This is a genomic window from Janibacter terrae (assembly GCF_039636765.1).
Lineage (GTDB): Bacteria > Actinomycetota > Actinomycetes > Actinomycetales > Dermatophilaceae > Janibacter > Janibacter terrae.
This window is the reverse complement of the sequence record NZ_CP144167.1, coordinates 822,941-849,933: the sequence shown is the minus strand read 5'-3', so window position 1 is coordinate 849,933 and position 26,993 is coordinate 822,941. Positions and strand designations below refer to the sequence as shown.

Annotated in this window: 27 protein-coding genes and 1 tRNA gene; 15 read left to right on the top strand and 13 right to left on the bottom strand. The window is 69.4% G+C overall.

Annotated features, from left to right (window positions below; genetic code table 11):
- Window positions 1–4: 4 nt before the first annotated feature.
- Complete coding sequence (locus V3C34_RS04280) at window positions 5–1,354, bottom strand: MFS transporter (RefSeq protein ID WP_346008178.1); 1,350 nt, start codon at window positions 1,352–1,354, stop codon at window positions 5–7.
- 106 nt (window positions 1,355–1,460) lie between these two features.
- On the opposite strand from V3C34_RS04280, the gene V3C34_RS04275 reads away from it, so the two are divergent.
- Genes V3C34_RS04275 through V3C34_RS04265 form a run of 3 tightly spaced genes read left to right on the top strand, consistent with a single transcriptional unit; the run spans window position 1,461 to window position 3,070 of the window.
- The gene (locus V3C34_RS04275) at window positions 1,461–2,279 is read left to right on the top strand and encodes a hypothetical protein (RefSeq protein ID WP_346008177.1); all 819 of its coding nucleotides are present in this window, start codon (window positions 1,461–1,463) and stop codon (window positions 2,277–2,279) included.
- The gene (locus V3C34_RS04270; RefSeq protein ID WP_068326791.1) at window positions 2,276–2,653 is read left to right on the top strand and encodes a GntR family transcriptional regulator; all 378 of its coding nucleotides are present in this window, start codon (window positions 2,276–2,278) and stop codon (window positions 2,651–2,653) included. Before V3C34_RS04275 ends, V3C34_RS04270 begins: the two co-directional genes overlap by 4 nt.
- A 39-nt stretch (window positions 2,654–2,692) precedes the next feature.
- Window positions 2,693–3,070 (top strand): GntR family transcriptional regulator, encoded by a 378-nt coding sequence (locus V3C34_RS04265; protein WP_068326794.1) that lies wholly within the window; start codon window positions 2,693–2,695, stop codon window positions 3,068–3,070.
- 10 nt (window positions 3,071–3,080) lie between these two features.
- Here the strand turns inward: V3C34_RS04265 and V3C34_RS04260 are convergent, their stop codons facing one another.
- From V3C34_RS04260 to V3C34_RS04250, 3 genes are all read right to left on the bottom strand, one after another.
- Window positions 3,081–3,734: a hypothetical protein gene (locus V3C34_RS04260; protein WP_068424449.1), complete on the bottom strand. Its 654-nt coding sequence runs from the start codon at window positions 3,732–3,734 to the stop codon at window positions 3,081–3,083.
- Between the two features lie 83 nt (window positions 3,735–3,817).
- Complete coding sequence (gene folP, locus V3C34_RS04255) at window positions 3,818–4,678, bottom strand: dihydropteroate synthase (RefSeq protein WP_346008176.1); 861 nt, start codon at window positions 4,676–4,678, stop codon at window positions 3,818–3,820.
- Window positions 4,675–5,622: a glucosyl-3-phosphoglycerate synthase gene (locus V3C34_RS04250; RefSeq protein WP_346008175.1), complete on the bottom strand. Its 948-nt coding sequence runs from the start codon at window positions 5,620–5,622 to the stop codon at window positions 4,675–4,677. Before V3C34_RS04250 ends, folP begins: the two co-directional genes overlap by 4 nt.
- A 32-nt stretch (window positions 5,623–5,654) precedes the next feature.
- On the opposite strand from V3C34_RS04250, the gene V3C34_RS04245 reads away from it, so the two are divergent.
- Window positions 5,655–6,065 (top strand): hypothetical protein, encoded by a 411-nt coding sequence (locus tag V3C34_RS04245; protein WP_346008174.1) that lies wholly within the window; start codon window positions 5,655–5,657, stop codon window positions 6,063–6,065.
- 92 nt (window positions 6,066–6,157) lie between these two features.
- Here the strand turns inward: V3C34_RS04245 and V3C34_RS04240 are convergent, their stop codons facing one another.
- Window positions 6,158–6,529, bottom strand: a complete 372-nt coding sequence (locus V3C34_RS04240; RefSeq protein ID WP_346008173.1) for a hypothetical protein — start codon at window positions 6,527–6,529, stop codon at window positions 6,158–6,160.
- A gap of 680 nt (window positions 6,530–7,209) precedes the next feature.
- Here V3C34_RS04240 and V3C34_RS04235 point away from each other — a divergent pair.
- Together V3C34_RS04235 and V3C34_RS04230 are read left to right on the top strand one after the other, a co-directional pair.
- On the top strand, window positions 7,210–8,241 hold the full coding sequence (locus V3C34_RS04235) for a protein NO VEIN domain-containing protein (protein ID WP_346008172.1): 1,032 nt from the start codon (window positions 7,210–7,212) through the stop codon (window positions 8,239–8,241).
- Between the two features lie 390 nt (window positions 8,242–8,631).
- Window positions 8,632–10,185: an RNA-directed DNA polymerase gene (locus V3C34_RS04230; protein WP_346008171.1), complete on the top strand. Its 1,554-nt coding sequence runs from the start codon at window positions 8,632–8,634 to the stop codon at window positions 10,183–10,185.
- Between the two features lie 700 nt (window positions 10,186–10,885).
- Here V3C34_RS04230 and V3C34_RS04225 read toward each other — a convergent pair.
- Window positions 10,886–11,971: a DNA sulfur modification protein DndB gene (locus tag V3C34_RS04225; RefSeq protein WP_346008170.1), complete on the bottom strand. Its 1,086-nt coding sequence runs from the start codon at window positions 11,969–11,971 to the stop codon at window positions 10,886–10,888.
- Window positions 11,972–12,319: 348 nt separating this feature from the next.
- Window positions 12,320–13,393, bottom strand: coding sequence for a DUF1152 domain-containing protein (locus V3C34_RS04220; protein WP_346008169.1), 1,074 nt, complete (start codon window positions 13,391–13,393; stop codon window positions 12,320–12,322).
- Between the two features lie 70 nt (window positions 13,394–13,463).
- Between V3C34_RS04220 and V3C34_RS04215 the strand changes: the two genes are divergently transcribed.
- From V3C34_RS04215 to V3C34_RS04180, 8 genes are all read left to right on the top strand, one after another.
- Window positions 13,464–14,204 carry a GntR family transcriptional regulator gene (locus V3C34_RS04215; protein WP_346008168.1) on the top strand — a complete coding sequence of 247 codons (741 nt, stop codon included), beginning with the start codon at window positions 13,464–13,466 and terminating at the stop codon, window positions 14,202–14,204.
- 95 nt (window positions 14,205–14,299) lie between these two features.
- Window positions 14,300–14,737: a plasmid replication, integration and excision activator gene (locus tag V3C34_RS04210; RefSeq protein ID WP_346008167.1), complete on the top strand. Its 438-nt coding sequence runs from the start codon at window positions 14,300–14,302 to the stop codon at window positions 14,735–14,737.
- Window positions 14,738–14,967: 230 nt separating this feature from the next.
- The gene (locus V3C34_RS04205; RefSeq protein ID WP_346008166.1) at window positions 14,968–16,170 is read left to right on the top strand and encodes a hypothetical protein; all 1,203 of its coding nucleotides are present in this window, start codon (window positions 14,968–14,970) and stop codon (window positions 16,168–16,170) included.
- 55 nt (window positions 16,171–16,225) lie between these two features.
- Window positions 16,226–16,414, top strand: coding sequence for a WhiB family transcriptional regulator (locus V3C34_RS04200; RefSeq protein WP_346008165.1), 189 nt, complete (start codon window positions 16,226–16,228; stop codon window positions 16,412–16,414).
- Window positions 16,411–16,674 (top strand): hypothetical protein, encoded by a 264-nt coding sequence (locus V3C34_RS04195; RefSeq protein ID WP_346008164.1) that lies wholly within the window; start codon window positions 16,411–16,413, stop codon window positions 16,672–16,674. Before V3C34_RS04200 ends, V3C34_RS04195 begins: the two co-directional genes overlap by 4 nt.
- Entirely contained in the window at window positions 16,674–18,146 is a 1,473-nt protein-coding gene (locus tag V3C34_RS04190; protein ID WP_346008163.1) for a replication initiator, read from the top strand. The genes V3C34_RS04195 and V3C34_RS04190 overlap by 1 nt, the downstream gene beginning before the upstream one ends.
- Before the next feature lie 38 nt (window positions 18,147–18,184).
- The gene (locus V3C34_RS04185) at window positions 18,185–18,370 is read left to right on the top strand and encodes a helix-turn-helix transcriptional regulator (protein ID WP_040880612.1); all 186 of its coding nucleotides are present in this window, start codon (window positions 18,185–18,187) and stop codon (window positions 18,368–18,370) included.
- A 51-nt stretch (window positions 18,371–18,421) separates the two neighbouring features.
- Window positions 18,422–19,594 carry a tyrosine-type recombinase/integrase gene (locus tag V3C34_RS04180; RefSeq protein WP_346008162.1) on the top strand — a complete coding sequence of 391 codons (1,173 nt, stop codon included), beginning with the start codon at window positions 18,422–18,424 and terminating at the stop codon, window positions 19,592–19,594.
- Window positions 19,595–19,614: 20 nt separating this feature from the next.
- On the opposite strand, the gene V3C34_RS04175 is transcribed toward V3C34_RS04180, so the two are convergent.
- The 6 genes from V3C34_RS04175 to V3C34_RS04150 all read right to left on the bottom strand — a co-directional run bounded on the left by V3C34_RS04175 (window position 19,615) and on the right by V3C34_RS04150 (window position 25,466).
- Window positions 19,615–19,687: transfer RNA gene (locus V3C34_RS04175), tRNA-Thr, on the bottom strand.
- 74 nt (window positions 19,688–19,761) lie between these two features.
- Window positions 19,762–20,496 carry a transglycosylase family protein gene (locus V3C34_RS04170; RefSeq protein WP_346008161.1) on the bottom strand — a complete coding sequence of 245 codons (735 nt, stop codon included), beginning with the start codon at window positions 20,494–20,496 and terminating at the stop codon, window positions 19,762–19,764.
- Window positions 20,497–20,720: 224 nt separating this feature from the next.
- Entirely contained in the window at window positions 20,721–21,437 is a 717-nt protein-coding gene (locus V3C34_RS04165) for a transglycosylase family protein (protein ID WP_338538897.1), read from the bottom strand.
- A 173-nt stretch (window positions 21,438–21,610) separates the two neighbouring features.
- On the bottom strand, window positions 21,611–23,203 hold the full coding sequence (locus V3C34_RS04160) for a threonine/serine ThrE exporter family protein (protein WP_068326845.1): 1,593 nt from the start codon (window positions 23,201–23,203) through the stop codon (window positions 21,611–21,613).
- Entirely contained in the window at window positions 23,200–24,966 is a 1,767-nt protein-coding gene (locus V3C34_RS04155; protein WP_346008160.1) for a serine/threonine-protein kinase, read from the bottom strand. Before V3C34_RS04155 ends, V3C34_RS04160 begins: the two co-directional genes overlap by 4 nt.
- A gap of 71 nt (window positions 24,967–25,037) precedes the next feature.
- Window positions 25,038–25,466 (bottom strand): CBS domain-containing protein, encoded by a 429-nt coding sequence (locus V3C34_RS04150; RefSeq protein ID WP_346008159.1) that lies wholly within the window; start codon window positions 25,464–25,466, stop codon window positions 25,038–25,040.
- 86 nt (window positions 25,467–25,552) lie between these two features.
- Between V3C34_RS04150 and V3C34_RS04145 the strand changes: the two genes are divergently transcribed.
- The gene (locus tag V3C34_RS04145; protein WP_346008158.1) at window positions 25,553–26,992 is read left to right on the top strand and encodes a trehalose-6-phosphate synthase; all 1,440 of its coding nucleotides are present in this window, start codon (window positions 25,553–25,555) and stop codon (window positions 26,990–26,992) included.
- Window position 26,993 lies beyond the last annotated feature (1 nt).

Genomic DNA, 26,993 nt, shown 5'->3' with positions numbered 1-26,993 from the left:
CCCGTCAGTCGTCGTGGTCCCGGGAGATCCCCGGGAGCAGGGCGTCACCGCGCCGCAGGGCGTCCATCGCGCCGGGGACGTCCGCGACGCGGGCCAGGCTGCGCTGCCGGTAGCGCCAGATCATCCAGGCGCCGAAGGCCCACAGGAGGAACTGCACGCTCATCGCGATGCGGAAGTCGTCGAGCGTGTACGTCTCCGGGCCGCCGGGGGCGAGTCGATCGAGGACGAGGCCGATGAGCGCCATCGTCACGAGCGAGGCGATGAAGCCGCCCATGTTGACCACGCCCGATGCCCGGCCGAGGCGGTCGTTGCGGTGGAAGCTGCGGGCCAGGTCGAAGGCGATCATCGAGCCCGGGCCACCGACGGCCGTGACCGCGACGAGGACGACGAGCAGCCACAGCGGCGACCGGTCGGGCATGGCGAGGACGATCGCCCACACGAGCGAGATCGCGGCGACGACCCCGAGCGCGACGACGGAGCGGTAGTACGGGTAGCGGCTCGTCCACCGCCCGATGGTCGGCCCCGCGAAGAGCGCGACGACGGTCATGAGGGTGAGCAGGGTCGAGGCCATCGTCGGGCTGAGCCCCTGCCCCGAGACGAGGAAGGGGTAGCCCCACAGCAGCGCGAAGACCGTCGGCGCGAACTGCGCGGTGAAGTGCACCGAGAGCCCGAGCCGCGTCCCCGGGTCGCGCCAGACCTCGGTGAGGCTGTGGCGAAGGGCGCGGATCTTGATCCGCTCGACCGCGCCCCGCTCGTACGGCGAGTCCTTGACGAAGGCGAAGACGCCGAGCAGCAGGACCACGCCGAGGGAGGCGGCGAGCGCATAGGTACGGGTCCAGCCGAGACCGTGGAGCGCGGCGCTCAGCGGCACGGCCGCCGCGACCGCGCCCATCTGGCCGATCATGCCGGTGAGCTGGGTGATGACCGGCGCCTGCCGCACGAGGAACCACAGCGCGACGAGGCGCAGCACCGCGGTGAAGACCATGGCGTCGCCGGCCCCGACGAGCACGCGCGCCCCGAGCCCCATCGCGAAGCTGTCGGCGAAGGCGAACCACAGCTGCCCCGCGGTCATGCACACGAGCCCGGAGACGATCAGCGCGCGCGAGCCGAAGCGGTCGAGCATCACCCCGACGGGCACCTGCATGGCGGCGTAGACCGCGAGCTGCAGGACGGTGAAGGTCGCGAGCTGGCTGGCGTTGATGCCGAAGCGGTCGGCGGCGAGCAGGCCGGCGACCCCGAGCGAGGTCCGGTGGAAGACGGCGAGGACGTAGACGGCGAGGGCGGCGCCCCAGATGGCGTACGCGCGACGCCGGCCGATGTTGTGCAGCTGTCGGGTCCCGGTCACCGGGTACATGCTACGAAGGCGGGCGACGTCGCCCCAGATGTACCGGTTGCTTGACACAAGAGCGAAGGGGGTGCACCCTCGACTTGTCCCAGTCAACCGATACAAAGGTGTGGTCATGGCCGGCGCTCTCGTCCTCCCCTTCGCCCTCGTCCTCGGGCTGGTCGCAGCGGTCCTCGTCGCCGTCCTCGCGCGACGCCACGCCCTCGTGGTCGGCGTCGACGGGACCGACACCGCGCCAGCCGTCGTCCCGGCGGTCGCGGGGATCCTCGTCGTCGTGCTCATCGGGCACGGGGAGGCGAGCTTCCGTCGGCCGATGACGGTCACCCGCAGCGCCGACCTGCGACCGCGGCGGCTCGGCGACCTCGTGCCGCGGGGTTGGCTGGTCACCGCGAGCGGCGCACTGCTGGCACTCACCGGCGCCCTCGTCGTCGGGACCCTCTACGGCAGCGCGGACGACCTCGGTCGCGCCGGCCGGGCGATCAGCGTCGTCTGCGACGGCGTGACGCACACCCGCACGCCCTGGCCCGGGAGCCACTACGCCCTGCCGATCGTCCTCGCGACGGCGGTGAGCGTCCTCGTGGCCGCGGCGACGTGCGTCGTCATCGCGCGGCGCCCGAGCCCGGCCGCCGAGAGCGTCGGGCTCGATGCGGGGCTGCGCCGTTGGTCCATCGCCGGAGTGCTGCAGTCGCTGACGCTCGTCGCGTGCATGACGCTCACCCCCGTCCTGGTCCTCATGGCGATCGGCGCCCGCGCCTCGGACTGCGCCCCGGGCGGCTACGGCCTGCTCGCCGAGCTCAGCCTCGTCGGGGCCGCGGCGGCCACCGTGGTGGGTGTCGTCGCCTTCGCCGGGCTCTGCGCCGGGCCCGGGGTGCGCGTCGACGACGTCCCGCCGCCGCAGCGCGGTGAGGCCACGCCCGTCGGGGTGCCGCTGTGAGCGTCTCGGTGACGATCGACCTCGTCGACCCGACGCCGCCCTTCGAGCAGGTGCGCCGGCAGCTGACGACGCTCATCGAGACCGGTCAGCTGACGGGCGGTGATCGCCTGCCCTCCGTCCGGCAGCTCGCCGCCGACCTCGGGCTCGCCACCGGCACGGTCGCCCGCGCCTACAAGGAGCTCGAGGGCTCGGGTCTCGTCACGACGCGCCGCGGCGGTGGGACGCGGGTCGCGCCGCGGCCGGCGCCGACCTCGCGCGCGGCGCTGTCCCTGCTGGAGGACGCCGCCGAGTCCTACCTCGCCCGGGCCCGCGGCCTCGGGGCCACGCGGCAGCAGGCCGTGCAGGCGCTCGAGCGCGTCGGCCGCCGCCCGTGACCCACTGGTGATCCGCGCCCTGGCTGGGAGGATGGAACGGTGCGCGAGCTCCTCACGATCGACCCGGCGGCACGCGAGCCGCCCTTCGAGCAGGTGCGGCTGCAGCTGACCGCCCTCATCGAGTCCGGTCGGCTGCCCCCGGGCGAGCGCCTCCCCGCGGTCCGGCAGCTCGCGAGCGACCTCGGTCTCGCGACCGGCACGGTCGCCCGCGCCTACAAGGAGCTCGAGGCCACGGGGCTCGTGACGACCGCACGCGGGGCCGGCACCCGCGTCGCCGCGCGGCCCGAGGCTGCTGGCGCCGAGGGCCGGGCTCGGCTCGAGGCGGCGGCCGGGGCCTTCCTCGACCGGGCTGCCGCGCTCGGCGCGACGCCCGAGCAGGCCGCGCACGCGCTGGAGCGGGTCGCCCGACGGCGTTAGCGCCACCCGGCTAGGTCCAGCGGGCCAGCAGGTACTGCACACCGAAGGGCGCCTCGTCCGCGACGAGCTCGCCGCGCAGGCCGGGCGCGGCTGCGGCGAGGACCTGCAGGGCCGCGCGCCCGCGCATCCACAACCGGTCACAAGTCACGGGGTCGAGGGCAGCGAGCGCGGCCACGTCCGCGGACGCCAGCGCCTCGGCCAGCCCGGCGGCGAAGGGGGCGGCATCCGGCTGGAGGTGGCCCGGCGCCTTGTCGGTGAGGGTGGCGGGCCCGTCGGCGACGACCACGAGGACGGCGTCGGGTCCGGCAGCGAGATCGCCGCCGACGGCGGCGCAGTCCTCGGCAGAGGCATCAGCGGCGACGGACAGCAGGAGCAGCTCGCCCCCTCCAGAGGGGGCGAGGGCCCGACCGATCTCGAGGTCCGTCGGCAGCGCGTCCTCGGGGACCCGACCGGTCGTGAACCGCGCTGCACCGGAGGGCGCGTCGACGGGCCAGGCGCGGGTGGTCCGCCCCGCGCCGATGACGACGAGACGGTCGGCCCCCTTCGCGCGCACGGTCTCGGCGACGAGGGCTGCCGCACGGGCACGTAGGCCCCCCAGGGGGTCGGCGCTCCCCCCGAGCCCGGCCAGCAGCGCCGGGGCGGCCGGCACGACGACGACGGCCACGACACTCATGCTGGTTGATCGCGACGGGTCCGTCCTTGCGGGCACGGCTCGTCCCTCGCTCGTGCCCTCAGTCCGCACCCCGCTCATGCCAGCCCCCGCATCGTCCGGGCAGGCGGTCGCTCTCCGCGCAGCGTGGCAACCATGTCGAGCACCTGGCGGGTCTCCGCGACCTCGTGCACCCGGTAGATCCGCGCACCGAGCCACGCCGAGACGGCGGTCGTCGCGAGGGTGCCGACGAGGCGCTGGTCGACCGGGCGGTCGAGCGTCTCGCCGACGAAGTCCTTGTTGGACAACGAGACGAGCACCGGCCAGCCGGTGTCGACCATCTCGTCGAGCCGGCGGGTCACCTCGAGGGTGTGGTGGGTGTTCTTGCCGAAGTCGTGCGCCGGGTCGATGACGATCGACTCGGCCGCGACGCCCGCGGCGCGGGCGCGCTCGGCGTACCCGAGCACCCCGTCGAGCACGTCCTCGACCACGTCCCGCTCGAAGCCGGTGCGGAAGGGGCGCGTCCGCGGCTCGGCCCCGCCGGTGTGCGTGCAGATGATGCCGACGTCGTGGCGCGCGGCGACGTCGACGAGCGCCGGGTCGGCCCCGCCCCACGCGTCGTTGAGGACGTCCGCGCCTGCGGCACAGACGGATTCGCCGACCTCCGCGCGCCACGTGTCCACCGAGATCACGAGCTGCGGATGGGCCGCACGGACCCGCGCGACGAAGCCGGACACGCGGTCGATCTCCTCGGCGACGTCGACGTCGCCACCGGGTGCAGCCTTGACGCCGCCGATGTCGACGATCTCGGCCCCCTGCTCGACGACGAGGTCGACGCGCGCCATCGCCCTGTCCTCGGCGAAGGTCGCGCCCTTGTCGTAGAAGGAGTCGGGCGTGCGGTTGACGATCGCCATGACGAGCATCGCGTCGTCGGCGAAGGTGTGTCGGCCGAGCCTCATCGGGTCCCTCCCGGGTAGCCCGGTTGGTCGATCGCGGGCGGGCGCTGGGCGAGCGGGACGGGGCGGGTGCGCCATCCCCCTTCGCGCGTGTACTGCTCGAGCTCGTCCGCCGCGACGGTCACCGGGACCGGCTCGCCGTCGCGTCGGGCGTGGACGACGGCGAGCAGCTCCGCGGCCATGACGGCGAGGTCGTGGTCCCGCTGGTGGCGGTGGGCGCGGGCGCCGAGGTCGACCTGGGCGATGCCGTCGAGGCCGTGCCCGCGAAGGGCGTCGAGCAGCGAGGCGATCTCGACCCCGTAGCCGGTGGGCACCGTGAGCGTCTCCATGAAGGAGCGCCGCGCGGCCCACTCCCCCGCGAGCGGCTGGACGACGCCGGCGAGCTCGGGCCACCACAGGTCGAGCACGGGGCGGGCGACGAGCTCGGTGACGCGGCCGCCCTCGGTGCTGGGCGCGCTGCCCGGGACATCCATGACCCGGTCGTACCAGCCCTTGACGAGCACCGTCCCGGGGTCGGCCGTGAGGGCGCCCACGAGCCCGGTGACGAAGTGCGGCCCCCACTCCGTGAGGTCGGCGTCCACGAAGACGAGCAGCTCGCCGGTGGTGACGAAGAGCGACTTCCACAACGCCTCGCCCTTGCCGGGGTGGGTGCCGAGGTGCGGCGCGATGTCCGCGGAGCGGTGGACGGTCGCGCCGGCGTCGGCGGCGATCGCCGCGGTCGCGTCGGTGGAGTCGGAGTCGATGACGACGAGCTCGCCGACGAGCGGCACCCGCTCGACGAGCTCGCGGCGCAGGCCGGCGACGACCTCACCGACGGTGGCAGCCTCGTTGCGGGCGGGGATGACGACGCTGACGCGCTCGGTGAGCCGGGCGGCGAGGTCGCCCGCGTCGAAGGCCTCATGGACGTGGCCGTGCGCCGAGAGCCACTCACGGGTCGACAGGCGCATGGCGCTCATCGTATGCAGGCATCATGGGTCCCGTGCGACGACTCCTGGGGATCCTGCTGCTGCCGCTGCTGCTCGTCGGCTGCTCGGAGCCCGGCTCGGCCCTCTCCCGCGCGGAGAGCACCGGGATCCTCAACGTCGGCGTCGTCGACAACCCACCGACGGCCGTCCCCGGCGAGGGTGGCGACGTCAGCGGCCCCGCCGCTGCGCTCGTCACCGACTACGCGGACTCGATCGGCGCCCACCCCAGCTGGCAGGTCGGCGAGCTCGACGCCCTCTCCGCCGCGGTCGAACGCGGTGAGGTGGACGTGATCATCGGGGCCGACGGTCCGACGAAGGGAGTCACCCTAACCTCGTCGTCGGGAGACGCGGGCGTCGTGCTGGTGGGCGAGCAGGAGACGCCGCTCAAGGACTCGATCAACACGTGGTTGGCCGAGCGCGGCTGACGCCCCTAGTGACGGGAGCGCCCTGGACGACCGACTTCCCTGAGGGAGCCATTCCCGAATCGGGCGGGACCTCCGGGGCAGCGGTACGACCTCTAGCCAAGCGACGCCTCGAGACCGAGTCCGGCCAGGACGTTCATCGCGATGAAGGCCAACGCGATGATGATCAGCAGGATCGCTGGCACCCATCCGCGGCGGTCGCCGAGGAAAGCCCCGCGCCGGGCAAACCACGACGAGACGACGGCCGGCACGCAGAACACGAGCAGGGCAGGGATGGTGGAGACAAGGACCGCCCACAGCGGCGCATCGCTGGACCCGTCCCCGACGGGGTAGCCGAGGAGGCCGATGAGACCCTCCCCGACCAAGAAGGCCAACCCGAAGGCAATGGGCAGCAGCAGCACGCTCAGCCAGGCGTTGCGCACGTAGCGTCCTGCCTCGACGGGACGACGGGTGGATGTGGTCGCCATGACGCGCCTCCTCACTCGGACGGACCTCGGACCGAGGTCCTATAGGCCATAGTCCTCCCCCATCGCGGGCGGCATGGCCTTCAGGACCATCGTCGGCGAGCATCCTCGACGGGTCGGGGGACGGCTCGGACCAGCTCGGTCACTCGCGCGTGTCCATGACGCCGGACGTCCATCTGGTCCTCGTGAGCGGGATCCGCGGGTGCTCGCGGCCCTCGAAGCGGTCGACCCGCGCACCGTTGCTGACGCCGAAGGCGATGAGTGAGGTGCTTGTCCTGCTCGGAGAGCTGGCGAAGGGACTCGAACCCTCAACCACCTGTTTCCCTGCGGTGGTCCTCGGCTGGGTTCTGCTGGGACTCGAATTCCCTGTGTTTCCAACGGTTTTCGCGTGCATGCGCGGACGGGTCTCGGGCTGGATCGCTCCTTCTCGGGACGAAAGAGGAGGCGTAAGTGGAGGGCTGGCCGGATCTAGCCACCGACCCTGTAGCGGAGCAGAGGAGCCTGCCGGAGTGGCCGGGTCAAGGGTGGACGGAGTCCATCACGTAGTGACGCGGAGCGCCCTTGATGCGGCCCGGAGGTGGGCGGAGAGTGGAGCGGAGGGTCGGAGGCGTGGAGGTGACGTGCTCCGCTCGGGCGCACCGAGAGTGGGCACGTTGTCGCCAACCTCTCCTAGTCTTCGAGGCATGCCAATCAATGAGTGGTGGCTGGGTGACAGTCGTGAGCGGTATTGGGTAGAGATCACGAATCGGGAGGATCTCGGCGTCAACTTGATCGCGCCTCAGGTGAACGACGCCGGGCGCGAGGAGTGGTCGTACGAGCTTCTGAGGCATGTCCGACCTGGTGACCTCGTTCTCCATTGGCACAAAGAGTCGGGTCCTGCGCTCGTGGGGTACTCACATGTAGCGGCGCCGGCCTTCGCATCCTCGTTGGAATGGCAGAGCCGAGGGACGTACGGCCGGACGCACCCGAATGTGGGTCTGGAGGACGCTTGGGAAGTCCCACTTCAGGGATATCGGGAACTGGCGAGCCCGGTTCACTTGGACCGCGTGCGAGAGCTGGAGCAAGAGCTCAGGAACGTGCGCACCGGGCTGGAGAGCACCTTCAACGGAGCCATCTACTTCCCGTTTGCGATCTCCGACAAGAGACCGATTCGCTCCGCCCAGGCGTACCTGACCAAGTTCCCGGCTGCCCTGGTCGACGCCATCCCCGAGCTGAAGGAGCTGGGCCAGGCCGCGGTCGATGAGCCCGGCGACTCTGCGACGCCGCGAGCTCCGAAGAGTCGAGCAGGGGCCGGGGCGTCTGGCTATGGACGGCAGCCTGACGCCGAACGCAGAAGGGCAGTGGAGCGGTACGCCGTTGAGCAGGTCATCAAGCACTACGGCGACGCACTTGGGTACATGGCCGAGGACGTAGGTGCCCGCGAGTCGTGGGACGTGACTCTGCGGCGCGGAGACGAGGAGCGTCACATCGAGGTGAAAGGCAGCACGACAGATCGATTGGCTATCGACATCACAGAGGGCGAAGTGCGTCATTCAGAGGCCATCTCGACGACTCTCGTCGTGATCGATCAAATCCAGATGGACGGGGAGCTCAACTGTTCGGGTGGCCGCTGGCGGGTTTGGTCCAACTGGACGCCAGATCGGTCAGAGCTGATCCCGACCGCCTACCGGCATCCCCTCCCGGGCGGCGGCGCCGAGGGTCGCCCGACCACGTAGCTAGCTCTCGACAGGTAGCGGGCGGTGTCCAGCAGGCGCCGCCCGCTTCGCCATGCCGGCCAGGCCGAGGTTTGCCGCCGCGCCCGGAACGGCCGCAGGCCGCACGCCCGGCACGGCGGCGGGCCGAAGGCCCGCCGGCTCGCGCCGGAGGCGCGCTTGAGTCAGTAGAGAAAGTCCTCACGGCATGTTGTGTGCGTGCCGCACGATTCCGGTGGCTCGAGGCACGCCACGTCAGGAGTCCAGCGGCCGCCAGGACAAGCCACTGGTGTGATCGGCCACCGCCTCGGGCCGGAGCGCTGGCGAAAATCAACTCTCGCAAGCCGACCTTCGTACGTTGGCGCAAGTTACGTTTGATCTATGACGGGAAAACGCGGACCTCGGTGGCAAGAGATGCTGGATCTGCCCCGGGCGGTGAGCAACCTTAAGAGCGAGGCTATCGGGGATTGGCACCGCGACCCTTGGGGATGGCCGGAGTACGGCTATCTGTTGAAGCACCCTGAGCTGGTGCTGACGAATCTGAATTCGGACACCGTGGGGCAAGTGGCTCACGTTGACGTCCCGAAGGAGAACTTCGCAGCAAGGCCAGCGATGGTTTTGGATTTGGTGGATAGACTGACCTATACGGCACTCGTTGATTACTTCAGCCCCCAACTAATAGGCGAACTCGACCGAAACGTTTTCGGGTGGCGTCTGAGTATTGACGGGCCAGCCAGGGGTGTCTACGAGCGAAACGGTGATGAATGGGCCCGCTTTCGAGGCCATCTCCTCAATTCGGCGGACGAGTTCGAAGTGCTTCTTCTGACGGACATCGTCTCTTGTTTTGCGAGCATCTCCGTTACGCATCTAAACGATGCGGTCTCGAACTCGCTTCCAAGTGGAAAGCCCGTTGACCGTCTGTGCGGGATGTTGGAGGCCTGGGAAGGATCGTCTGGACGAGCAGGAATTCCGCAGCGCTCTAGCGCCTCGGCTGTACTATCCAGTTTCTACCTGCAGAATCTGGACCTGATCTTACAGTCGCAGTCGCACCAAGTTGGCAAAGCGCAGCCCGGCGAGCCCAAAGAGTATTCTTGGGCGCGTTGGATGGACGACATGTGGTTGTTCGGCCAAGATGCGGGTCCCTTGCGCAGAGCACAGGTGGAACTACAGAGTGAAGCCGCAACTCTGGGCTTGAATCTGAACTCAAGAAAGACAGAGCTACTCGAAGGGCCGGACGCCGTTCAGCGTGCACTTCAGATCGAGCACAGCGCGATCGACAACGAACTTGTGCTTGAGGCGCTCGTTATGGATAACAAGCCAAAGAGAGGCGTGAGAAAGGAACCCGAGACGCCTCTTTTGGACGAGATGCTGGAGGAAATTCTTGCCAAGCCGGACAATGTGAACCGAACCACATTGCGTTTCGCGACGACTCGGATGCGGTCGTTCACGAAATTTGACAAGGTGCCCGAGCTGATGGAATGCGCACATCGCATGCCCCACGGGTCGGACCACCTTGCTCGTCTGTTTCGGGAATCGGTCGGCATTGCGGACTACCAAGACTGGTTCCTCAACTATGTGAAGACTCCCTGGGCGACGTACCCGTGGGCGGTGGCGAACTTCGGCACGGCGTTAAGGTCTGGGGTCCGACGTCCTCGCAAGGCCACTCGAGACTACTTCGCTTCGGTGCTGGCCGACGGGCGCACATCGCTTCCTCTGTTTGCGCTTGCCGCGCAACGTCTATCTAGGTGGGACCACAGCGAGTGCCGACTCGCAATAAGGGAGGCGGTCCGAACGACGCGCAGTCCTCACCACCTCAGAGTGGCTGCATTTGCTGGCATCGCGGCCGGTGAGCCTAGGACGACCGTTAAGCGCTGGTTGTCTGGGCACGAGAACCTTTTGACTCTGCGCTTCCTGGACGATAGGGGCTTTCGAGCTCCTAGCCCTACGCGGGATTTCACCGGGGAGTAGTGGCTGGTCCTTCGCGGCGCGTTGCTATTGGGCCACTCTGTTCGGAGTCGCCTGTGCGGCCTACTGAAGCAAGTCGATGGCCTGAATCGGACGTCTTAAGCGGCTCTTCAGAGTTGAGTGTGGGCGCTGTGGCCCACTGCGAAGAGCTTGGGCATCCTGATGATCAGGGCAGAGACATCAATGGGCTCTGCGTATCCTCATGGAATAAAAGTGAGGTTGGCCCTTGGGTGGGTGCGTGCAGGCCAGAGCCTCTCAGCACCGCGCAAGACTGGGCAAGGAAAACGGTCGCGATTCTGGAGCTCGAGATCGAGGAGGCAATGCGATCCATCACTCATGGGATCAACCACAACAACACGATTTCCGCTGGACACGAGAAGGCGGTCGTCATTAAGGCGCCTCTGGGCTTACACGATGCCGGCATCCACCTCCCCAGTCGAGAGATGGAAGCATGGGCGCTCGCCAATGGATGGCGTGGGGGACATCCCGCCAAGCCGGCGAAGTACGCCGATGGGATCAATGGAGGATCAAGGTCCCGCAGACGTTGAGGCACGCCCATGCGTTCGGCAATTATGGGGCCCAAGCAATCGCGTACTAGACAGCGTCTCATGGCACGCGGGTCACCCTTTTCCGAGCCAGCCCACTAGGGCTATTCACAGACTCAGCGACAGCTCCATGCAAGGCCCGGAAGTCGACTCGTCCGTCATGTGGCCACTTCCAAGACCTTCGATGCGTCCTCGAAATCCTCGGGACTGACCAGGTGGCAGATGCGCTTTGAAAGTGCCGCGCGAGTCTGGTGCCTAGTCACGACAGCATTGCCCAGCATCACAATCCCCTGCCAGTCAGGGTTCGTCTTGGCCCAATCAACCTGCGAAAGAGGCTGGAGTACGGACAGGTCGATCGGTCGGGACCAATCCGCCATTGACTGTATACCGAGGACCTGCGAGCCCGCCGTGCCCAGTGCCCAAAAAGCAACGGCATGGGCGGCGATGAAGTTTATACGCGCTTCGGCGGGCTTCATATCTCCTTGCAGCACTTCCTGCCACGGCTCTATTAGCTCACTCAGCGCAGTCCAGTAGGCCACGCACAACTCCTCTGCGGCGGCAATCGCCTCGTCGTCGGACTTCAGTCCAGACACGACCACCTGACCTCCCAGGAGCTGCCTGCAGGCGTCATACAATGACGAAAGAGTGATGAAATGCCGCGATCGGACCGCGAGAGAGGTCGCGTTCTTTTCCACCCTATTCTTGAACAGCGGAACCCTAGCGGCTACAGCCTTAACAACCCCATTCATAGGGTCGTCGTGATCGTAGAGAATGTCCAATGAGCGACTTGTCTTCTGAACCGTACGGTTCAGATCACTGAACATCTGCTGGTTGCGGTCGAGGCTCTCAAAGGGGATTAGCATGACGCCGATTTGCTGCGTACGAAGTAGCGGGTCATCTTTGATCGCACGCTGAATTGCTGCCAACCGGTGCTGTCCATCGACAATTACAAAGTCTGTCGTAGTGTCAAAGGTAAGCTCGCTCTTTGACGCCGAGTACGATGACTCGCCATCGAAAGACACCGTAAGACTGCCGAAGACCCAGTCGTCCTCCTTCTCTATCAAGTATTGGGCGATCTCAGGGATGCGCTTTTCTTGAAGTGGGCGCTGGGCTCGAAGTTCAGCGGGAAGAGATGCTGGCGTGGGATCGAAGAAGGCAGCCGCATCACGCAAGCTCATTACCGTCATGTAGAAATCGCGGTCACCCATCTTACCGCTAAGGGCGGGGAACGTAACCTCAGGCATGTGGCGTCCTTCCGTCGAATCGAGGAGCAGCCTCGAGTCCGCCTTGCAGCCGATACAAGGGGCTGCGCCACGGTCTCGAGGCTGATACACTGATTTAAACCATAAATCTCGATGACCCGTTATTTCAGGGCTGCGACCTACGATGTCGCGAGTCCCTGCGATGGCGGGTCATCTCCGTGTACGCTCTAACTGTAGCACATGTTCGGGACGTACAAGGCTTTTGGGAGACGTACGTCATGTGATCTACGTCACAGTCCCAGTGCCCACCTGTCCCTGCACGCCGTTGCCGGCAGTCCAGGCCCGTGCGCTAAGTCAGCGCTGAGTTCTGAGCGGTGGGGACACGTCCTGTCATCGAGCTGCCCATCCGTTTAGGTCTCCCTTCGACCACAGACCGTTCGACGGCTGCACCGCACTCGCCTCCAACTCGTCCAGCTCTTGGGGACTCAGGACCTCAGCCAATCGTCGGCTTGTGATGTGAGTTGCTCCGACCTCGGTCATTTTCGCGATGACGCCGGGAAGGGGTATCTGGGAATGCGGATACGGGGCCTTCGAGGCGACCTGCCGTTCGAAGTCGATTTCGTTCACGGAGGTGGCGCTCATGACGTCTTCAGCCTCCGACAGGTTCACTGTCTCCCTGAGCAGTCGCGCGAGGGGCAGTGACGCAAAGCTAGGGTGGGGAATCGCCCATGCGGTCGCAGTGTGCTCAGTCAATGGGACTGGGTCCCGACCTCGCCGCATAGCTACGGACCCTCTCATTCCGCGTGCCCCTGCAGCCACCAAGGCCGTGGCCTCAGTCGGGTGCCAGCAGAGCACAGGCGAAAGGGCCGTCACGTCTCCTGAAACGACCCGGCCGACGGATTCTGCGTCGACGCTCTTCAACAAGGTAAGGACTTTGCTCTCAGATAGTTCAGCGTCAGCTCCTGGGCCAACGACTGCCAACGTGGTGGCGATGCCCGTCCCCAGAGCGGCGGCCAGAGTGAGCGAGTCGGCCAGAGGGCTCTTGAGCGTCGGTTCCGGGCCCCGCGCCATCACGTCCCCGCCGACGTCAAGCACCACAAGGCGGTCCACATCCAGCGACGCTGATAGTCGCCGCAGCTGGTGAGCGAGCCCGACAGCACCACCTTCGAAGTCGTGCACGAAAATCCGCGCACCGCTCGTTTCGGCCAGGCGGGGAAGGACCGACCGCCCCGGTGGAACCGTGTCCGACGTCGGTAGCACCTCGCAGGGCTCGCCGCCTACGAGGCCCAGCCCAATGAAGTCAGTGCGAGCACGCGGGCCGGGCACTGGGTCGATCCGCAGGCGTTCCCACGCGCATGTCGTCACGAGGGGAGGTCGCTCATCCGTGTCTCCGAGGGCACGCCGAGCTAGGAGCGCACCGACTGCATCGCCGCCGCCTCCTGCTGCCACGTAGAGCGTCCTCATGGACCGATTGTGTCTTGCCGCCCCTGCAACCTCTACCCTTAAGTGGTATTAGCCAGATGGAGAGTGAGTGATGAGCGGCCCGCCCCCTGCGAAGTTCCGGCGCATCGCGGACGACTTCCGCACGCGCATCCTCAGCGGGGAACTGCGAGCCGGCGACGAGGTGCCGAGCGAGCGAGCACTGGCTGCCCAGTACGAGGTCTCACGCCCCACCGCCACCAAGGCCCTGGCACTCCTTCGCACCGAGGGCTTCCTTCACTCGGTGCAGGGCTCCGGCACCTTCGTTTCGGACCTGAACGTTCATCGCCGCCCGGTCGACCGCTACGCGCGGGCCAAGCGAGCCGGCCGCATCTACAGCGGGAACGAGCGGGCCGAGATCGTGTCGGCCGAAGTGATCGAGCACCCTCCCGAGCACGTGGCCCGAGGCCTCGCACTCCCGGATGGCTCAGCCGCGATCCGGCGTCGACGGATCACCTGGGACGGGGACGAGCGCATCGAAGCGTCCACGTCGTGGTTCAGCGCGGAGCTTGCCGCACAGGCACCACGGCTGCTGTCGACCGAGCGCATCCGCACGGGCACAGTCGGCTACGTCGAAGAGCAGACTGGCCGGGTCGCACGCTACGCACGTGATCGCATGACAGCGCGGGCGGCAGGCGAAGAGGACTGCGCCGCACTTGGATTGGCGGACGTCAACGCCCCGGTCCTGCTGGTCGAGCACATCGTCTACGACGGCACTGACTCCCCCATCGAGTTCGCTGAGGCCGTCTACCCGCCCGGTAGCTTCACGGCCGAGCACCGCTACGAGCTCTCTTAGCTCTTCGTCCACATTCCCTCTCGCTCCCGGTTGCGCGGCCAAGTGGTATATGCCACCTTGGAGTTACTGGCCTATACCACTTAGGAGTGAGTCACATGGCGATGCAGCGTCGGTTCGCGGTCGGTCACGCGGACGTCTTCCCCGCGGGTGCGTTCTTGAAGGGGGGTGTGGAGCCGGTGGCGGACTTCAACGCGGACAAGCGGCCGGATGGGTCGAGGCCGCAGCAGTTGGACAAGGACTCGGGGCTGCCGTTGTGGCAGGTGACGGTCCTGGACGCGGACGAGGAGGCCGGCAAGAAGGAGACGGCGCTGTCGATCAAGATCGCGGCGAAGGTGCAGCCGGTTCCTCCGGACAATGGGACGCCGTTCCCGTGGACTCCGGTGGAGTTCGTCGGTCTGACGGCTCTTCCTTACGTCGATGACAACGGGGCTCGTCCTCGGCTGGCGTGGTCCTTCCGGGCGGAGGGGATGACGGCTCCGGGCAAGGGTGCGAAGCCTTCGGTCTCGGGTCGCTCGGAGTCGGCGGCTGCGTGATGCGTGCCGTGAGGGTTCGTCGTCTGGTCCGTGGGGGTGTCCTCACGGTCCAGGCGGCTGGCCCGGTCCTGTGGCGGCTGCTGGCGGTGTGCGTGACGCTGCTCGGTGCGGGCTGGTTCGCCGGTCGCGCTCCTGAGCGGACCTCGTGGGGGCTACCGACCGGTCCGTCTGACACCTCCTGGGTCGCGGTCCTCGGATCGCAGCTCCAGATGCTCGGGGCCGTGGTGGGCGTGGCTGCGCTGCTCGTCTTCATCGCGGCCTTCGTGGTCGCGCTGCGATACCCCAATCAGGTCGTGGCGTGGTTCTACCGGCGCTACGTGCGGAGAGACTTCGCGCATGTCGCTCGGGCGGCCGGTCTGTCGAAGGAGATCCAGACCAAGGACGGTCGCGGGTGGGTCGATCCGGCCTTGCTGGGCGTGACCTCGTGCGGCGGTGTGGTCGTCACTCGCATCCGTGCTCGCCGGGGGCAGTCCTCGTCGGAGATCGCTGCGGTGGCGGAGAAGTTCGCGGCTGACTTCGGTGTTGCGAGCTTCCGGGTCTCGACGCCTTCGGCTGCGGTCGCGGAGTTGCGGTTGACGATGGGTGACGCGCTGGCGGGTGCGACGACGGCGAGGATTCCTGCGGATCGTGCACCGGGCGCGGCCCTGGAGCCGGTCGAGGTCGGCCGGGAGGAGTCGGGCGACCCGTGGCGGCTGTCGCTGGTGGGCAGGCACACGCTGGTCGCTGGCCGGTCCGGCTCGGGGAAGGGCTCGATCCTGTGGGGCTCGGTGGCCTCGCTGGGTCCGTGGATCAGACAGGACGCGGTGCGGGTGCACGGCGTGGATCTCAAGCGTGGCGTGGAGATCGCGATGGGCGATGGCCTGATGTATCGCACGGCGTACAAGCCGGAGCAGGCGGTGGAGGTGCTGCGGGATCTGCTGGCGATCATCGATGAGCGAGCGGTCCGCATGGTCGGGCAGTCCCGGCTGCATGAGCCGATGCCGGGCGATCCGTTGCACGTCCTGGTCATTGACGAGCTGGCGGCGTTGACGGCCTACGCGGATGCCGGGGTGAAGAAGGAGGGCAATCGCCTCCTGTCGGAGATCTTGACGCAGGGCCGGGCGATGGGGGTTGTCGTCGTCGCGTTCGTGCAGGACCCGAAGAAGGAGACGGTCCCGATGCGGGGTCTCTTCACGCAGACGGTGGCGCTGCGTCTCCAGAGCGTCGAGGAGGTCCAGATGGTCCTCGGGTCGGGTCTGAGTGATGAGGCTCCGGCCCATCGCATCCCGGACGACATGCGGGGTGCTGGCTACCTCGTCACGGAGGAGGGCGAGGTGGCGCGGGTGCGGGCGCACTTCTGGCCGGACTCGCTCATCAAGGCCACAGCGGCGCACTACCCGGCGGCGAAGCGCTGGGAGTCATCTCGGGAAGGGGTTCGTCATGATGCCGAATGAGCGCTCTCGCGCTGCCACGCGGACGTTGGCAACGCTCAATCTCCACGGGGCATGCGTGCGCCACCCGCACCCGGACTGGTGGTTTCCGGAGCGTGGTCGCGACGACACGGACAAGGCGCTGGAGGTGTGCGCTTCGTGCCCGGTGCGGGCGATGTGCCTGGACTACGCGCTGGCGTGGGACGACCAGGGCGTGTGGGGCGGCACGTTGGATCACGAGCGGTTCGGGCTGGGTGAGACGGCATGAGCTGGATGCTGGCGGCTGCTCCCTCTGAGGTGCTCCCCCTTCGCTCGTCGTTGGGTCGGGGCGCGGCGGTCGCGTGCGATGAGTGCGGGGTGGTCTTCGTGCGGCGCTTCGATGCGCGGACGATCTTCCCGACGACATCGGACGCCATCGCGGCGGCCACGACCTTCTGCGAGGGCTGGGCCTACGTGATCGGCCACGGCCGCGATCACCTCGTGTGTCTCGACTGCGTGTGCGCGAGTGGGGCGGCGGGCGAGCTCTGATGGTTGACCGCAGCGCCCCCTTCGGGTTCCCCGGCTACAGCGACGATGCACCGCTGGATCTGGGGAGCCTCGGGGCCGCTGCTCGGCAGGGTGTCGTGGATCGCCTCATGGGCGGCACCTTCGATGCCTGGGCGGATGCGGCGGCGCGGGTCGGGCACTGCGCGCACCCGATCAAGTTGGTCGGGTCCTCGTCGCGGGTGGACCGGGCCACGGGCGAGGTGGTGTCGACCTACTCCTCGACGCACGAGCCCTTCGGCGTGACCTATGTGCGGTGCGGCAATCGGCGGGCGAGTGTGTGCCCGGCCTGCTCGCGGATCTATGCGCGGGACACCTTCGAGATGATCCGGGCCGGTGTGGTCGGGGGCAAGAGCGTGCCGGAGGGGGTCAGCGGCAATCCGTTGGTCTTCTTGACGTTGACGGCTCCGTCCTTCGGTCCGGTGCATGCGGGGAAGGGAGGGCAGCGGTGCCGTCCTCGTGATGGGCACGGGGTGTGCGAGCACGGTCGTCCGGTGGCGTGCTGGCGGGCTCACGAGGACGGTGACCTCGACGTGGGGACGCCGATCTGCGCGGACTGCTACGACTACGTGGGGCACGCGATCTGGCAGTGGTGGGCTCCTGAATTGTGGCGACGCTTCACGATCACGGCTCGTCGGGTGATCTCTCGTGCGCTGGGTGTGCCGGACTCTCGGCTGCGGGAGGTGGCGACCTTGCAGTACGCGAAGGTCGCGGAGTACCAGGCGCGGGGCGTGGTGCACTTCCATGCGTTGGTGCGTCTCGATGGCCCGAAGACGCCGGAGGGGTATGCGGCTGCGCCTGCGGCGGTCTCGGCTGGGGTGCTGGCCGGGCTCCTCGAGGATGCGGTGTCGCGGGTCCACTTCGATGCTCCGTCGTGCGGCGGTCAGGGTGGCGGTCGGCTGCAGTTCGGCGCGCAGGTCGATGCCCGGTCCGTGACGGCGACCCGGGGGGACGACCCGGACGCTCCGCTGGTGGGTGAGCAGGTGGCCGGCTATCTGGCGAAGTACGCGACCAAGGCCGCGTCGGACACGACCGATCCGCGAAGGGAGTCGGCCCACTACCGGCGTCTGCGGGCGACTCTGGATGACCTCGCGGACCAGCGGACGTCGGGCGATGACTACGAGCTGCTGGGCAAGTGGGTGCACATGCTCGGCTTCCGGGGGCACTTCTCCAGCAAGTCGCGGCGCTACTCGATCACGCTCGGGGCGTTGCGTCGGGCGCGGCAGCGGTGGCAGCGGATCGCCGCCGACTGCGCTCGTGACGGACGTGAGGTGCCCGTCCTCGACTTCGCGGACCTCATCGCGGATGACGAGGAGGAGACCACCCTCGTCGTCGGCTCCTGGAGCTATGTGGGCACCGGGTGGGAGACGGACGGGGACACGGCGTTGGCCCTAGCTGCTGCGGATCGTGCTCGTGCCTATGACCAGTGGCGGGCCGAGAGGGCACGGACGCACTGACAGACCGATGGCAGGCAATGGGAGAGAAGGGGATTGAGATGTGCAATCGACACGACCCGCTATGGACCGTCCAGGACGTCGCCACGTTCCTCGGGGTGCCCGTGGGGGCGCTCTATGACTGGCGGTGCCAGGGCGAGGGGCCTCCGGCGTTGAAGATCGGTCGGCGGCTGCGCTACCGGGAGAGTGACGTCTTCGCGTGGCTCGATGAGCAGACGGCGGCGTGAGCGGTGGGACGGCAGGGGTTGGCTCCGGGTGAGTGGGGTGCCATCTCGACGGTGCGCGTGGCCACGGACTCCGGGGCGACGTACAAGGCTCGGGCGTGGTTCCGGGGCTTCGACGGTCGCAAGCGGCGGGTGGAGCGGTGGGGCTCGTCCCAGGCCGCGGCGCAACGAGCACTCACCACAGCCCTGGAGGATGCGGCCACGACCGGCGTCGGTGGGCTGACGGCTCGGGACACCTTGGACGAGGCGGTGCGCCAGTGGCTGACCGACCTCGACCAGCTCGTGCGGATGGGTGAGCGGTCACCGGGGACGGTGCAGACCTATCGTTACCAGTGGCGGCGGCACGTCTCCCCCGCGTTGGGCAACCTGCGCTTGGGTGAGGTGACGACGCCCATCGTGGATCGCTTCTTGGTGGACCTGCACGAGAGGGTCGGGTCGGCCACCTCGCGCACGTCGCGGGCGGTGATCTCGGGGGCGATGGGTCGGGCGGTGCGTGAGGGTGCGGTGCGGTTCAACCCGACGCGGGAGGTGCGGCGGTTGAGTGCCGGTCCGCGTCGTCGGCCGCGTGCCCTGACCGAGCAGGAGCGGGCGGCGTGGTTCCTGGCCGTGACCCGTGATCCTCGGGCGGTCGAGCACGACCTGCCGGACCTGTGCGCCTTCATGCTGGCGACGGGGCTGCGGATCGGTGAGGTCGTCGCCGTGCTCTGGTCGGAGGTCGACCTGGAGCGCGGCACGGTCGAGGTGACGTCCACGCTGATCCGGGTGACCGGTCAGGGCCTGATCCGCAAGGCCACGAAGTCGGCTGCCGGGCAGCGCCTCCTCCCCCTGCCTCAGTGGTGCGTCTCGATGCTGCGGCGGCGCGCTGAGGTCGGGGTGGGTCCGGACGAGCCGGTCTTCGGCACGATCGATGGGGGCTTCCGTGAGCCGCGCACGGTGAGCCGGTGGCTCTACGAGGTGCGCTCGGACAGCGACCTGGAGTGGGTGACCTCGCACGCCTGGCGCAAGACGACGGCGAGCATCCTCGACGGGTCGGGGGTGACGGCGCGGATCATCGCCGACCAGCTCGGCCACTCGCGGGTGTCGATGACGCAGGACGTCTACCTGGGTCGCGGGGAGCAGGATCCTCGGGTGCTCGCGGCGCTCGAAGCGGCCGACCCGCGGCCCCCTTCGCCGGGCCAAAGTGGAGGCGAAAGTGGAGGCTTGAAGGGGGTGCAGGGTCGTGGGTGAGGCGTTTGCCCTGCTCAGAGAGCTGGCGAAGGGACTCGAACCCTCAACCACCTGTTTACAAGACAGGTGCGCTACCAATTGCGCCACGCCAGCGAGCCCGGGACGCGAAGACCGGGACCGCGGCATCGTAGCCCGCGGCCCCGGTCGTCACCGAGTCATCGGTCGTGTCAGAGGACGTTGCGGTTGAGCCAGGACTGCAGGCGCGACGTGGTCTGCGGGCCCCACTGGCCGTCCACCGTGGCGCCGACCCGGCCCTGGAGCGCGCGAGTGGTCTGCGGGCCGACGATGCCGTCCACGGAGACGCCGAGCTTGCGCTGCATGGCCTGCTTGTCGGCGCTGTCGAGGTAGCCGTTCACGGGGCGACCGCCCCACTTCTCGATGCCGGCGTTGGTGCGCGGGCCCTGGACGCCGTCGACGGCGAGCTTGCCGCCGGTCGAGGTCACCGTGGTCGCGGGCGTGCGGTCGCTGTCGCGCGAGGGGCGCTCGGCACCGCTGTAGGGGTCGACGGCCAGTCCGTTGGCGAGGGTCAGGCCGGCCCGGCGGGAGCAGACCGGCCACGCGCCCGGGCCCTGCACCTTGAGGACCTTCTGCGCGATCTCGATCTGCTGTCCCTTGGTGGCGCGGTCGGCGGTGTACGCGTACTGCTGGCCGCCGAACCCCTTCCACGTCTGGAAGGAGAACTGCACACCGCCGTAGTAGCCGTTGCCGGTGTTGATGCTCCAGTTGCTGGTCGACTCGCAGGCGGCGAGGCGGTCCCAGACCGTCTCGGCGGCGCCGGCGTTGGTGGCGACGACCATGCCACCGGCGGCCAGGGCGCCGACGGTGACGACACCGCCGGCGACGCGCAGGCGACGGCCGCGGCGGGAGACCGGCTGGTCGGGGAAGTCATTGGTGCTGAACATGTGGCAGTCCTCATCTCGGCGGAGCACGGGCAGGGGCACCCCGTGCAGGTCCGAGAGCGACGCTAAGGACTCAGGAGTCACACAGACAACACCCGCACCATAAATACAGACCTGTAACTCAGACCCCGTGGACACCTCGTGTCACACGTCTCCGCACCCCCGAGCACGACGAAGGGGGCCACGCACCGAGTCGGTGCGCGGCCCCCTTCGCGAGGCTGCTGGGATCAGTTGGCGTTGAGGTACGCCTGCAGCTTGGAGGTGGTCTGCGGGCCCCAGATGCCGTCGACGTCGGCGCCGACGACCTGCTGGAGAGCCGAGGTGGTCTTCGGGCCGATGACGCCGTCCTGCCCGGTGCCGACCTTGGCCTGGAGGGCCTGGACGTCGGCGGAGCTCAGGGTGCCGTCCTGCGCGGTGCCGACCCACTTCTCGATGGCGGCGTTGGTCTTCGGACCGCGGATGCCGTCGACGACGAGCGCGCCGGCGGTCGCGGGGGCGCGGACCTCGGAGCGCGAGGCCTGCTCCGGGGCCTGCTGCCGGGCCTGCGTCGGGGCGGGGGCAGTCGAGCCGCCACCGACCATGCCGTTGGCCTTGGTCAGGCCGGCCTTCTGCGAGCACACCGGCCACGCGCCGGGCCCCTGCACCTTGAGGACCTCCTGCGCGATCTCGATCTGCTGCGCCTTGGTGGCCTGGTGCGCGTTGGAGGCGTACTTGCCGCCGCCGAAGCCCTGCCAGGTCTGGCTGGTGAACTGCAAGCCGCCGTAGAAGCCGTTGCCGGTGTTGATCGACCAGTTGCCACCGCTCTCGCACTGGGCGACGGCGTCCCACACGTTGGCGTTGGTCGCGGCGGAGGAGCTCTGGGCGGTGGCCACGGAGCCGACGGCCGCGGTCGCGCCTGCCACGGCGACACCGGCGATGCGGCGGCGGGCGGGCGAGGTGGTCACGGTGGGGGCGTGCTTGGGCGAGTAGAACATCAGAGTGTGGGTTCCTTCCACGGAGTTCAGGGGGCTTCGTGGTGAAGCTGCCAGCAGTTCTGGCGTCATTCGAGGACGGCGGGAACGTTACCTTCCCGTGATCTACCGAGTCAATCCCGTGACCTGGATTCGTCAGGCACTGGTCAGACGATGTCCCAGCCCTCGACGTCGCGGCGGTCCGACTCCTGCTCCACGGCGACGCGGCGTCGCTGGGCCACCGGGGCGTCGAAGGGGGCGGCCAGCCGGTCGCCGAGGGTGTTGCCCGTGGCGATCGCCATGATGACGCCGAGCGCCCCCAGGACGCTGAAGAGACCGGCCGTCGTGTCCGACCCGTCGCTGATCGTCGGCGGGCTGGTCATGTGGTACAGACCGATGAAGATCCCGAGCCCGGGATAGAGGCCGAAGGACGCCGGCACCGAGAGCGTGAGCGCGGGCGAGTCCATCCGCAGCGCGATGAAGCGGGCGAGGAAGCCGATGACGACGGCCGCCAGACCCGTCGCCGTGACCCGGCCGACGCCCAGGCTGATCACCCCCGCCGCGACGCTCACGCCGACGGCGCACAGCAGCGCCGAGGGCAGCAGCAGCCGGTGGCTGTCCTGGAGGGTGACGGCCCCCGCGAGGCCGATGAGCACCGAGCCGAAGATGACCATCGGCAGCGCCGCCGACGCCCAGGCGAGCTTGTCGAGCGGCGGTGGCGTCAGGCCCACGTCGAGCCAGCCACCGACCTGCAGGCACAGGCCCAGCCCCCCGGCGACACCCACGATGAGCCCGAAGGTGTGCAGCAGCACCGCGAAGAGCCGAGCGGTGCCCGTCACCGGGAAGCCGGAGAGGACGTCCTCCATCGCGGAGATCAGCGTCCGCGACGGGAGCAGCGCGACGATGCCACCGGCGACGATGAAGGCGAAGTCCGCCGGGGAGATCGGGAGGATGCCGTACGTGCTGAGCACGTAGGAGGTGAAGGCGATGACGGTGGCGGTCGCCCCGCCGAGCGCCCCGAGGTAGAAGTCGGGCAGGTTGAGCCGCTCGATGAGGCCGGCGAGCAGGATCGTCACACAGGCCGCGAGCATCGCGACGAGCACGGCGGGCAGGCTCGCCCCGAGGATCAGCGCGACGCCACCGGCGACCCCACCCTCGGCGAGGGTCACGAACCACCGGGACCACGTCCGCGGCGTCCGGCTGATCTCGCGCAGCTGGGACTCGGCCTGCTCGATGTCGATGTCCCCCGAAACGAGGTCGTCGACGAGTGCGTGCACCAGCGCCAGCCGGGCGAAGTCGAGGCGCGGCTGGCGGACGACGCGCAGCCGGGAGATCGTCTGGCCCGACGGGGTGCGGCACTGCATGTGCATCGACTGCATCGTCAGGTCGACGTCGAGGTCCTCGAGGCCGGCGGCGACGCCGACGGCGATCGTGGCCGACTCGACACCCGCGGCACTCGACCCGGAGCGGAGCATGACCTCGGCGACGCGCAGCGCGAGGTCCATCGCGTGGGTGGCCGCGCGCTCCTCGGCGACGGCGCGGGTGACCCGCGGGTCACGGTAGGGCGTGCCGCGCAGGGAACCGCGCAGCGGGATCGTCTCGGTCGGTTGCTCGCCGCGCAGGCTCGGCCGCCGACGCGGCTTGGGCTGCGGCCCCGTCTGCGGGACCGGCGTCCCGTCGTGCGGGGTCGCGGCGGCCCGCCGGGCCGGCCGACGTCGCGGCCGCGGGGACGAAGGGGGCGGAGGCGGGGGTGTCGTCATCGGCTGGGTAGCTGCCCCGGGGTCGGCAGTGGCGACTGCAGCGCGGGCCACCAGGAGACGTCGATCGCCCCCACGGCGAGCGCGCCGAGGACACCGAGCGCGACGACGAGGAGCACGGCGACGACGAGCCCCCGGGCGGCCGGCACGCCGGTCACGCTGCGCACGAGGCTGCGGCTGCCGCGACGCAGGCCGGGGCCACCGGGGCCCCACCACCCGGTGAGCAGCGCGAGCAGCGAACCCACGGCGATCGGCAGGGGCGCGTCCAGACGAACCCCGAGGCCGTCGACGGAGGTCTGGGCGAGGGCGGTCGCGAGCAGGCCCGCACCACCGACGGCGACCGGGAGCAGCGCGGCGACGACGGTCGTGAGCGCCGCGGTGACGAGGTGCCACGGCGAGGCCGCTGCGGCGGCGAAGCCGTCGCTGCGTCGCCGGCCGTAGCGGTGGCGTCGGCGCACGGTGCCCGTCATCGACCGGTCGACGGTCCGGGCGAGCCAGGACCAGCCGAGCGCCACCACGAGGCCGACCCACGGAAGGGCCGCGGTCAGGGCGACCGCGGCAGCGAGCAGGGCGGCGAGGACGTCGCTGCGCCGGGGACGCCCGATGCGCGGGTCACCCGGACGGTCGCCGATCCCGACCCCGGGGCCGGGCTGCTGGGTCCCGGGCTGCTGGGTCCCGGGCCAGGGCGCCCGCTCACGTTGGGGCAGCATCCCCCAGCCGTTGTCCTGCGGCTGCGGCACGGGCGCCGCGACGGACGCCGGCTGCGGGGCCGGTCGCGGGTCGGTCCAGTCATTGGTGCCCCACGGCGCCGGCGGCTCGTTGCGCTGCGCGGGCGGCGCGGCGACGGGCGGCAGGGCGCGGGTCGCGTCAGGGGCGAGAGCGCGGGTGCGCTGCGGCAGCACCTCGGTCACCGGGCGCCCGTTGGCCCAGGCCTCGAGGGCGAGCAGCACCTCGTCGGCGTCGGGCCGCAGGCGGGGGTCGGGGGTGAGCGCCGCGTAGAGCAGCGGGGCGAGCTCGGGGTCGACGTCGTGCAGGTCGACGTCGCCACGGCAGACCCGGGCGAGGACGGCCTCCATGCCGCCACGACCGAAGGGGGAGCGCCCGGTCGCGGCGAAGACGAGCGTCGCCGCCCACCCCCACCAGTCGGTCGCGGTCGTGACGTCACCCCCTTCGACCAGCTCGGGCGAGAGGTACCCGGGAGTGCCCATGACGAGGCCCGTCATGGTCATCCGGGAGCTCTCGACGACGTGCGCGATGCCGAAGTCGATGACGACCGGGTCGCCGTCGAGCAGGAGGACGTTGCCCGGCTTGAGGTCGCGGTGGATGACGCCGACCTCGTGGATGGCGCGCAGCGCCTCGGTCAGGCCTCGAGCGAGGCGCAGCAGGGCCTGGGCGTCGAGCGGACCCTCCTCGCGGACGTGCTGCTCCAGGCTCGGGCCGGGCACGTAGCGCGTGACGATGTACGGCTGGTCCGCCTCCAGGTCAGCGTCGAAGACCGGCGCGATGCGCTGGGAGCGGACCCGGGCGAGGGTGTCGACCTCGCGCCCGAGGCGGGCGCGGGCGTCCTCGTCGTGGGCGACGTGCGAGCGCAGGACCTTGACGGCGACCGCGCGCCCGCGCGCGTCGAGCGCGAGGTGCACGATGCCCATGCCGCCCTGCCCGAGCTGCTGCAGGACGCGGTAGGGGCCGATGGTGTCGTAGTGCGCCACCGCGACGTCTCCCCGGGGTTCCGGGGCGGGCTCGGGCCCGAGGCGCTGTGTCGTCATGGCACCCAGCGTAGAAGGCCGCGGGTGGGCGTCGTCGGAGCGTCGGCTGTGTGGCGCCTGTGCACCACCGGTCACTGCGTGATGTAGGCCTCGAGCTGGTCGCGCTCGGCGGACAGGTCACGGATGCGGTGCTTGACCACGTCGCCGATGCTCACGATGGCCACGAGCCGCCCGTCGCGCACGACCGGGACGTGGCGGATGCGACGCTCCGTCATCTGCGTCTCGAGATCGCTGATGTCGTCGTGCTCACCGCAGATGTGCACCTCGGCGGTCATGATCGCGCTGACCGGCCCGTCGAGGATCTGCGTGCCGACGTCGTGCAGGCGCCGCACGACGTCACGCTCGGAGACGATCCCGTCGACGACCCCGCCGGCCGAGGAGACGACGACGGCGCCGATGTGGTGCTCGGCGAGGAGCCCGAGCAGCTCCGCGACCGTCGAGTCGGGCGGGACCGTGACGACGTCGGTGCCCTTGGTGCGCAACACGTCCGAGATCTTCATGTATCGACGGTAGTGCTCCGGACGCGTCGGTGGAAGGCCTGGCGGGTACATAGGGTGGACCCAACGACCCTCCGGAGGTAGCACCCGTGTCACGCCAGCGCACGTTCGACCTCGTCATCGCCGCCAACAGGCTCCCCGTCGACCGCGTCGTCGCCCCAGACGGCAGCAGCGAGTGGCACCGCTCCCCCGGTGGCCTCGTCACCGCCATGGACTCCGTCATGCGCGGCCGCGAGGGCGCGTGGGTGGGGTGGGCCGGCGAGACCGGCGAGGCACCCGCCCCCTTCGAGGAGTCGGGGATGTGGCTCCACCCGGTCCCGCTCTCGGAGGAGGAGCAGACCACCTACTACGAGGGCTTCAGCAACGACACCCTGTGGCCGATCTACCACGACGTCATCGTCCCCGCGCACTTCCACCGCGAGTGGTGGCAGGACTACGAGGTCGTCAACGCCCGGTTCGCCGACGCGGTCTGCGAGATTGCCGCGCCGGGGGCCAAGGTCTGGATCCACGACTACCAGCTGCAGCTGGTGCCGGCGATGGTGCGCGCCCGCCGGCCCGACGTGCGCATCGGCTGGTTCAACCACATCCCCTTCCCGCCCGTCGGGCTCTTCGCGCAGCTGCCGTGGCGCGCCAAGATCATCGAGGGGCTCCTCGGCGCGGACTACCTGGGCTTCCAGCGCCAGGCCGACGCGCAGAACTTCGTGCGGGCGGCGCGGCAGCTCGGTGGGTGCGCCACGAAGGGCGAGACGGTCACCGCCAAGGGCCCGGACGGTGGCGAGCGCGTGGTCCGGGCCTCCGCGGTGCCGATCAGCATCGACTACGCGGGGCTGGACGAGCTCGCCCGCAGCGAGCCGGTGCAGGAGCGGGCGCAAGAGATCCGTGAGTCACTCGGCAACCCCGACATCGTCATGCTCGGCGTCGACCGGCTCGACTACACCAAGGGCATCCGGCACCGGCTCAAGGCCTACGAGGAGCTGCTCGACGAGGGCGTCTTCGTCCCGCCGGAGATCACCTTCGTCCAGGTCGCGACCCCGAGCCGCGAGCGCGTCGAGGCCTACAAGACGCTGCGCACCGAGATCGAGACGACGGTCGGGCGGATCAACGGCACGTACTCCGACCTCGGCGCACCGGCGGTGCACTACCTGCACCAGAGCTATCCGCGCGAGGAGATGGCCGCGCTCTTCCAGGTCGCCGACGTCATGCTCGTCACCCCGCTGCGCGACGGGATGAACCTCGTGGCCAAGGAGTACGTCACCTGCCGCCACGACGAGGGCGGCGCGCTCGTGCTCAGCGAGTTCACCGGCGCCTGGCACGAGCTGCACCAGGCCTTCGTGTGCAACCCGCACGACATCGAGGGCCTCAAGCAGACGATGGTCCGCGCCCTCGAGACCGACCCCAAGGAGAAGCGGCGCCTGATGCGGGCCCTGCGCCGCCGGGTCTGCGAGTACGACGTGCAGCGGTGGGCCGACCGGTTCCTCAGCAACCTCGAGAGCGCGCCGCAGCGTCCCGGCCGGTCGAAGGGGGCCTGAC

Bases quoted from the DNA above. Each gene is read 5' to 3' on its own strand.
- V3C34_RS04190 (WP_346008163.1), top strand. From the start codon at position 16,674: ATGGTTGACCGCAGCGCCCCCTTCGGGTTCCCCGGCTACAGCGACGAT.
- V3C34_RS04250 (WP_346008175.1), bottom strand. From the start codon at position 5,622: ATGCGCCTGTCGACCCGTGAGTGGCTCTCGGCGCACGGCCACGTCCAT.
- V3C34_RS04215 (WP_346008168.1), top strand. From the start codon at position 13,464: ATGAGCGGCCCGCCCCCTGCGAAGTTCCGGCGCATCGCGGACGACTTC.
- V3C34_RS04235 (WP_346008172.1), top strand. From the start codon at position 7,210: ATGCCAATCAATGAGTGGTGGCTGGGTGACAGTCGTGAGCGGTATTGG.
- V3C34_RS04170 (WP_346008161.1), bottom strand. From the start codon at position 20,496: ATGTTCAGCACCAATGACTTCCCCGACCAGCCGGTCTCCCGCCGCGGC.
- V3C34_RS04225 (WP_346008170.1), bottom strand. From the start codon at position 11,971: ATGCCTGAGGTTACGTTCCCCGCCCTTAGCGGTAAGATGGGTGACCGC.
- V3C34_RS04220 (WP_346008169.1), bottom strand. From the start codon at position 13,393: ATGAGGACGCTCTACGTGGCAGCAGGAGGCGGCGGCGATGCAGTCGGT.
- V3C34_RS04275 (WP_346008177.1), top strand. From the start codon at position 1,461: ATGGCCGGCGCTCTCGTCCTCCCCTTCGCCCTCGTCCTCGGGCTGGTC.
- V3C34_RS04155 (WP_346008160.1), bottom strand. From the start codon at position 24,966: ATGACGACACAGCGCCTCGGGCCCGAGCCCGCCCCGGAACCCCGGGGA.
- V3C34_RS04240 (WP_346008173.1), bottom strand. From the start codon at position 6,529: ATGGCGACCACATCCACCCGTCGTCCCGTCGAGGCAGGACGCTACGTG.
- V3C34_RS04185 (WP_040880612.1), top strand. From the start codon at position 18,185: ATGTGCAATCGACACGACCCGCTATGGACCGTCCAGGACGTCGCCACG.
- V3C34_RS04280 (WP_346008178.1), bottom strand. From the start codon at position 1,354: ATGTACCCGGTGACCGGGACCCGACAGCTGCACAACATCGGCCGGCGT.
- V3C34_RS04150 (WP_346008159.1), bottom strand. From the start codon at position 25,466: ATGAAGATCTCGGACGTGTTGCGCACCAAGGGCACCGACGTCGTCACG.
- V3C34_RS04230 (WP_346008171.1), top strand. From the start codon at position 8,632: ATGCTGGATCTGCCCCGGGCGGTGAGCAACCTTAAGAGCGAGGCTATC.
- V3C34_RS04210 (WP_346008167.1), top strand. From the start codon at position 14,300: ATGGCGATGCAGCGTCGGTTCGCGGTCGGTCACGCGGACGTCTTCCCC.
- folP (WP_346008176.1), bottom strand. From the start codon at position 4,678: ATGAGGCTCGGCCGACACACCTTCGCCGACGACGCGATGCTCGTCATG.
- V3C34_RS04195 (WP_346008164.1), top strand. From the start codon at position 16,411: ATGAGCTGGATGCTGGCGGCTGCTCCCTCTGAGGTGCTCCCCCTTCGC.
- V3C34_RS04160 (WP_068326845.1), bottom strand. From the start codon at position 23,203: ATGACGACACCCCCGCCTCCGCCCCCTTCGTCCCCGCGGCCGCGACGT.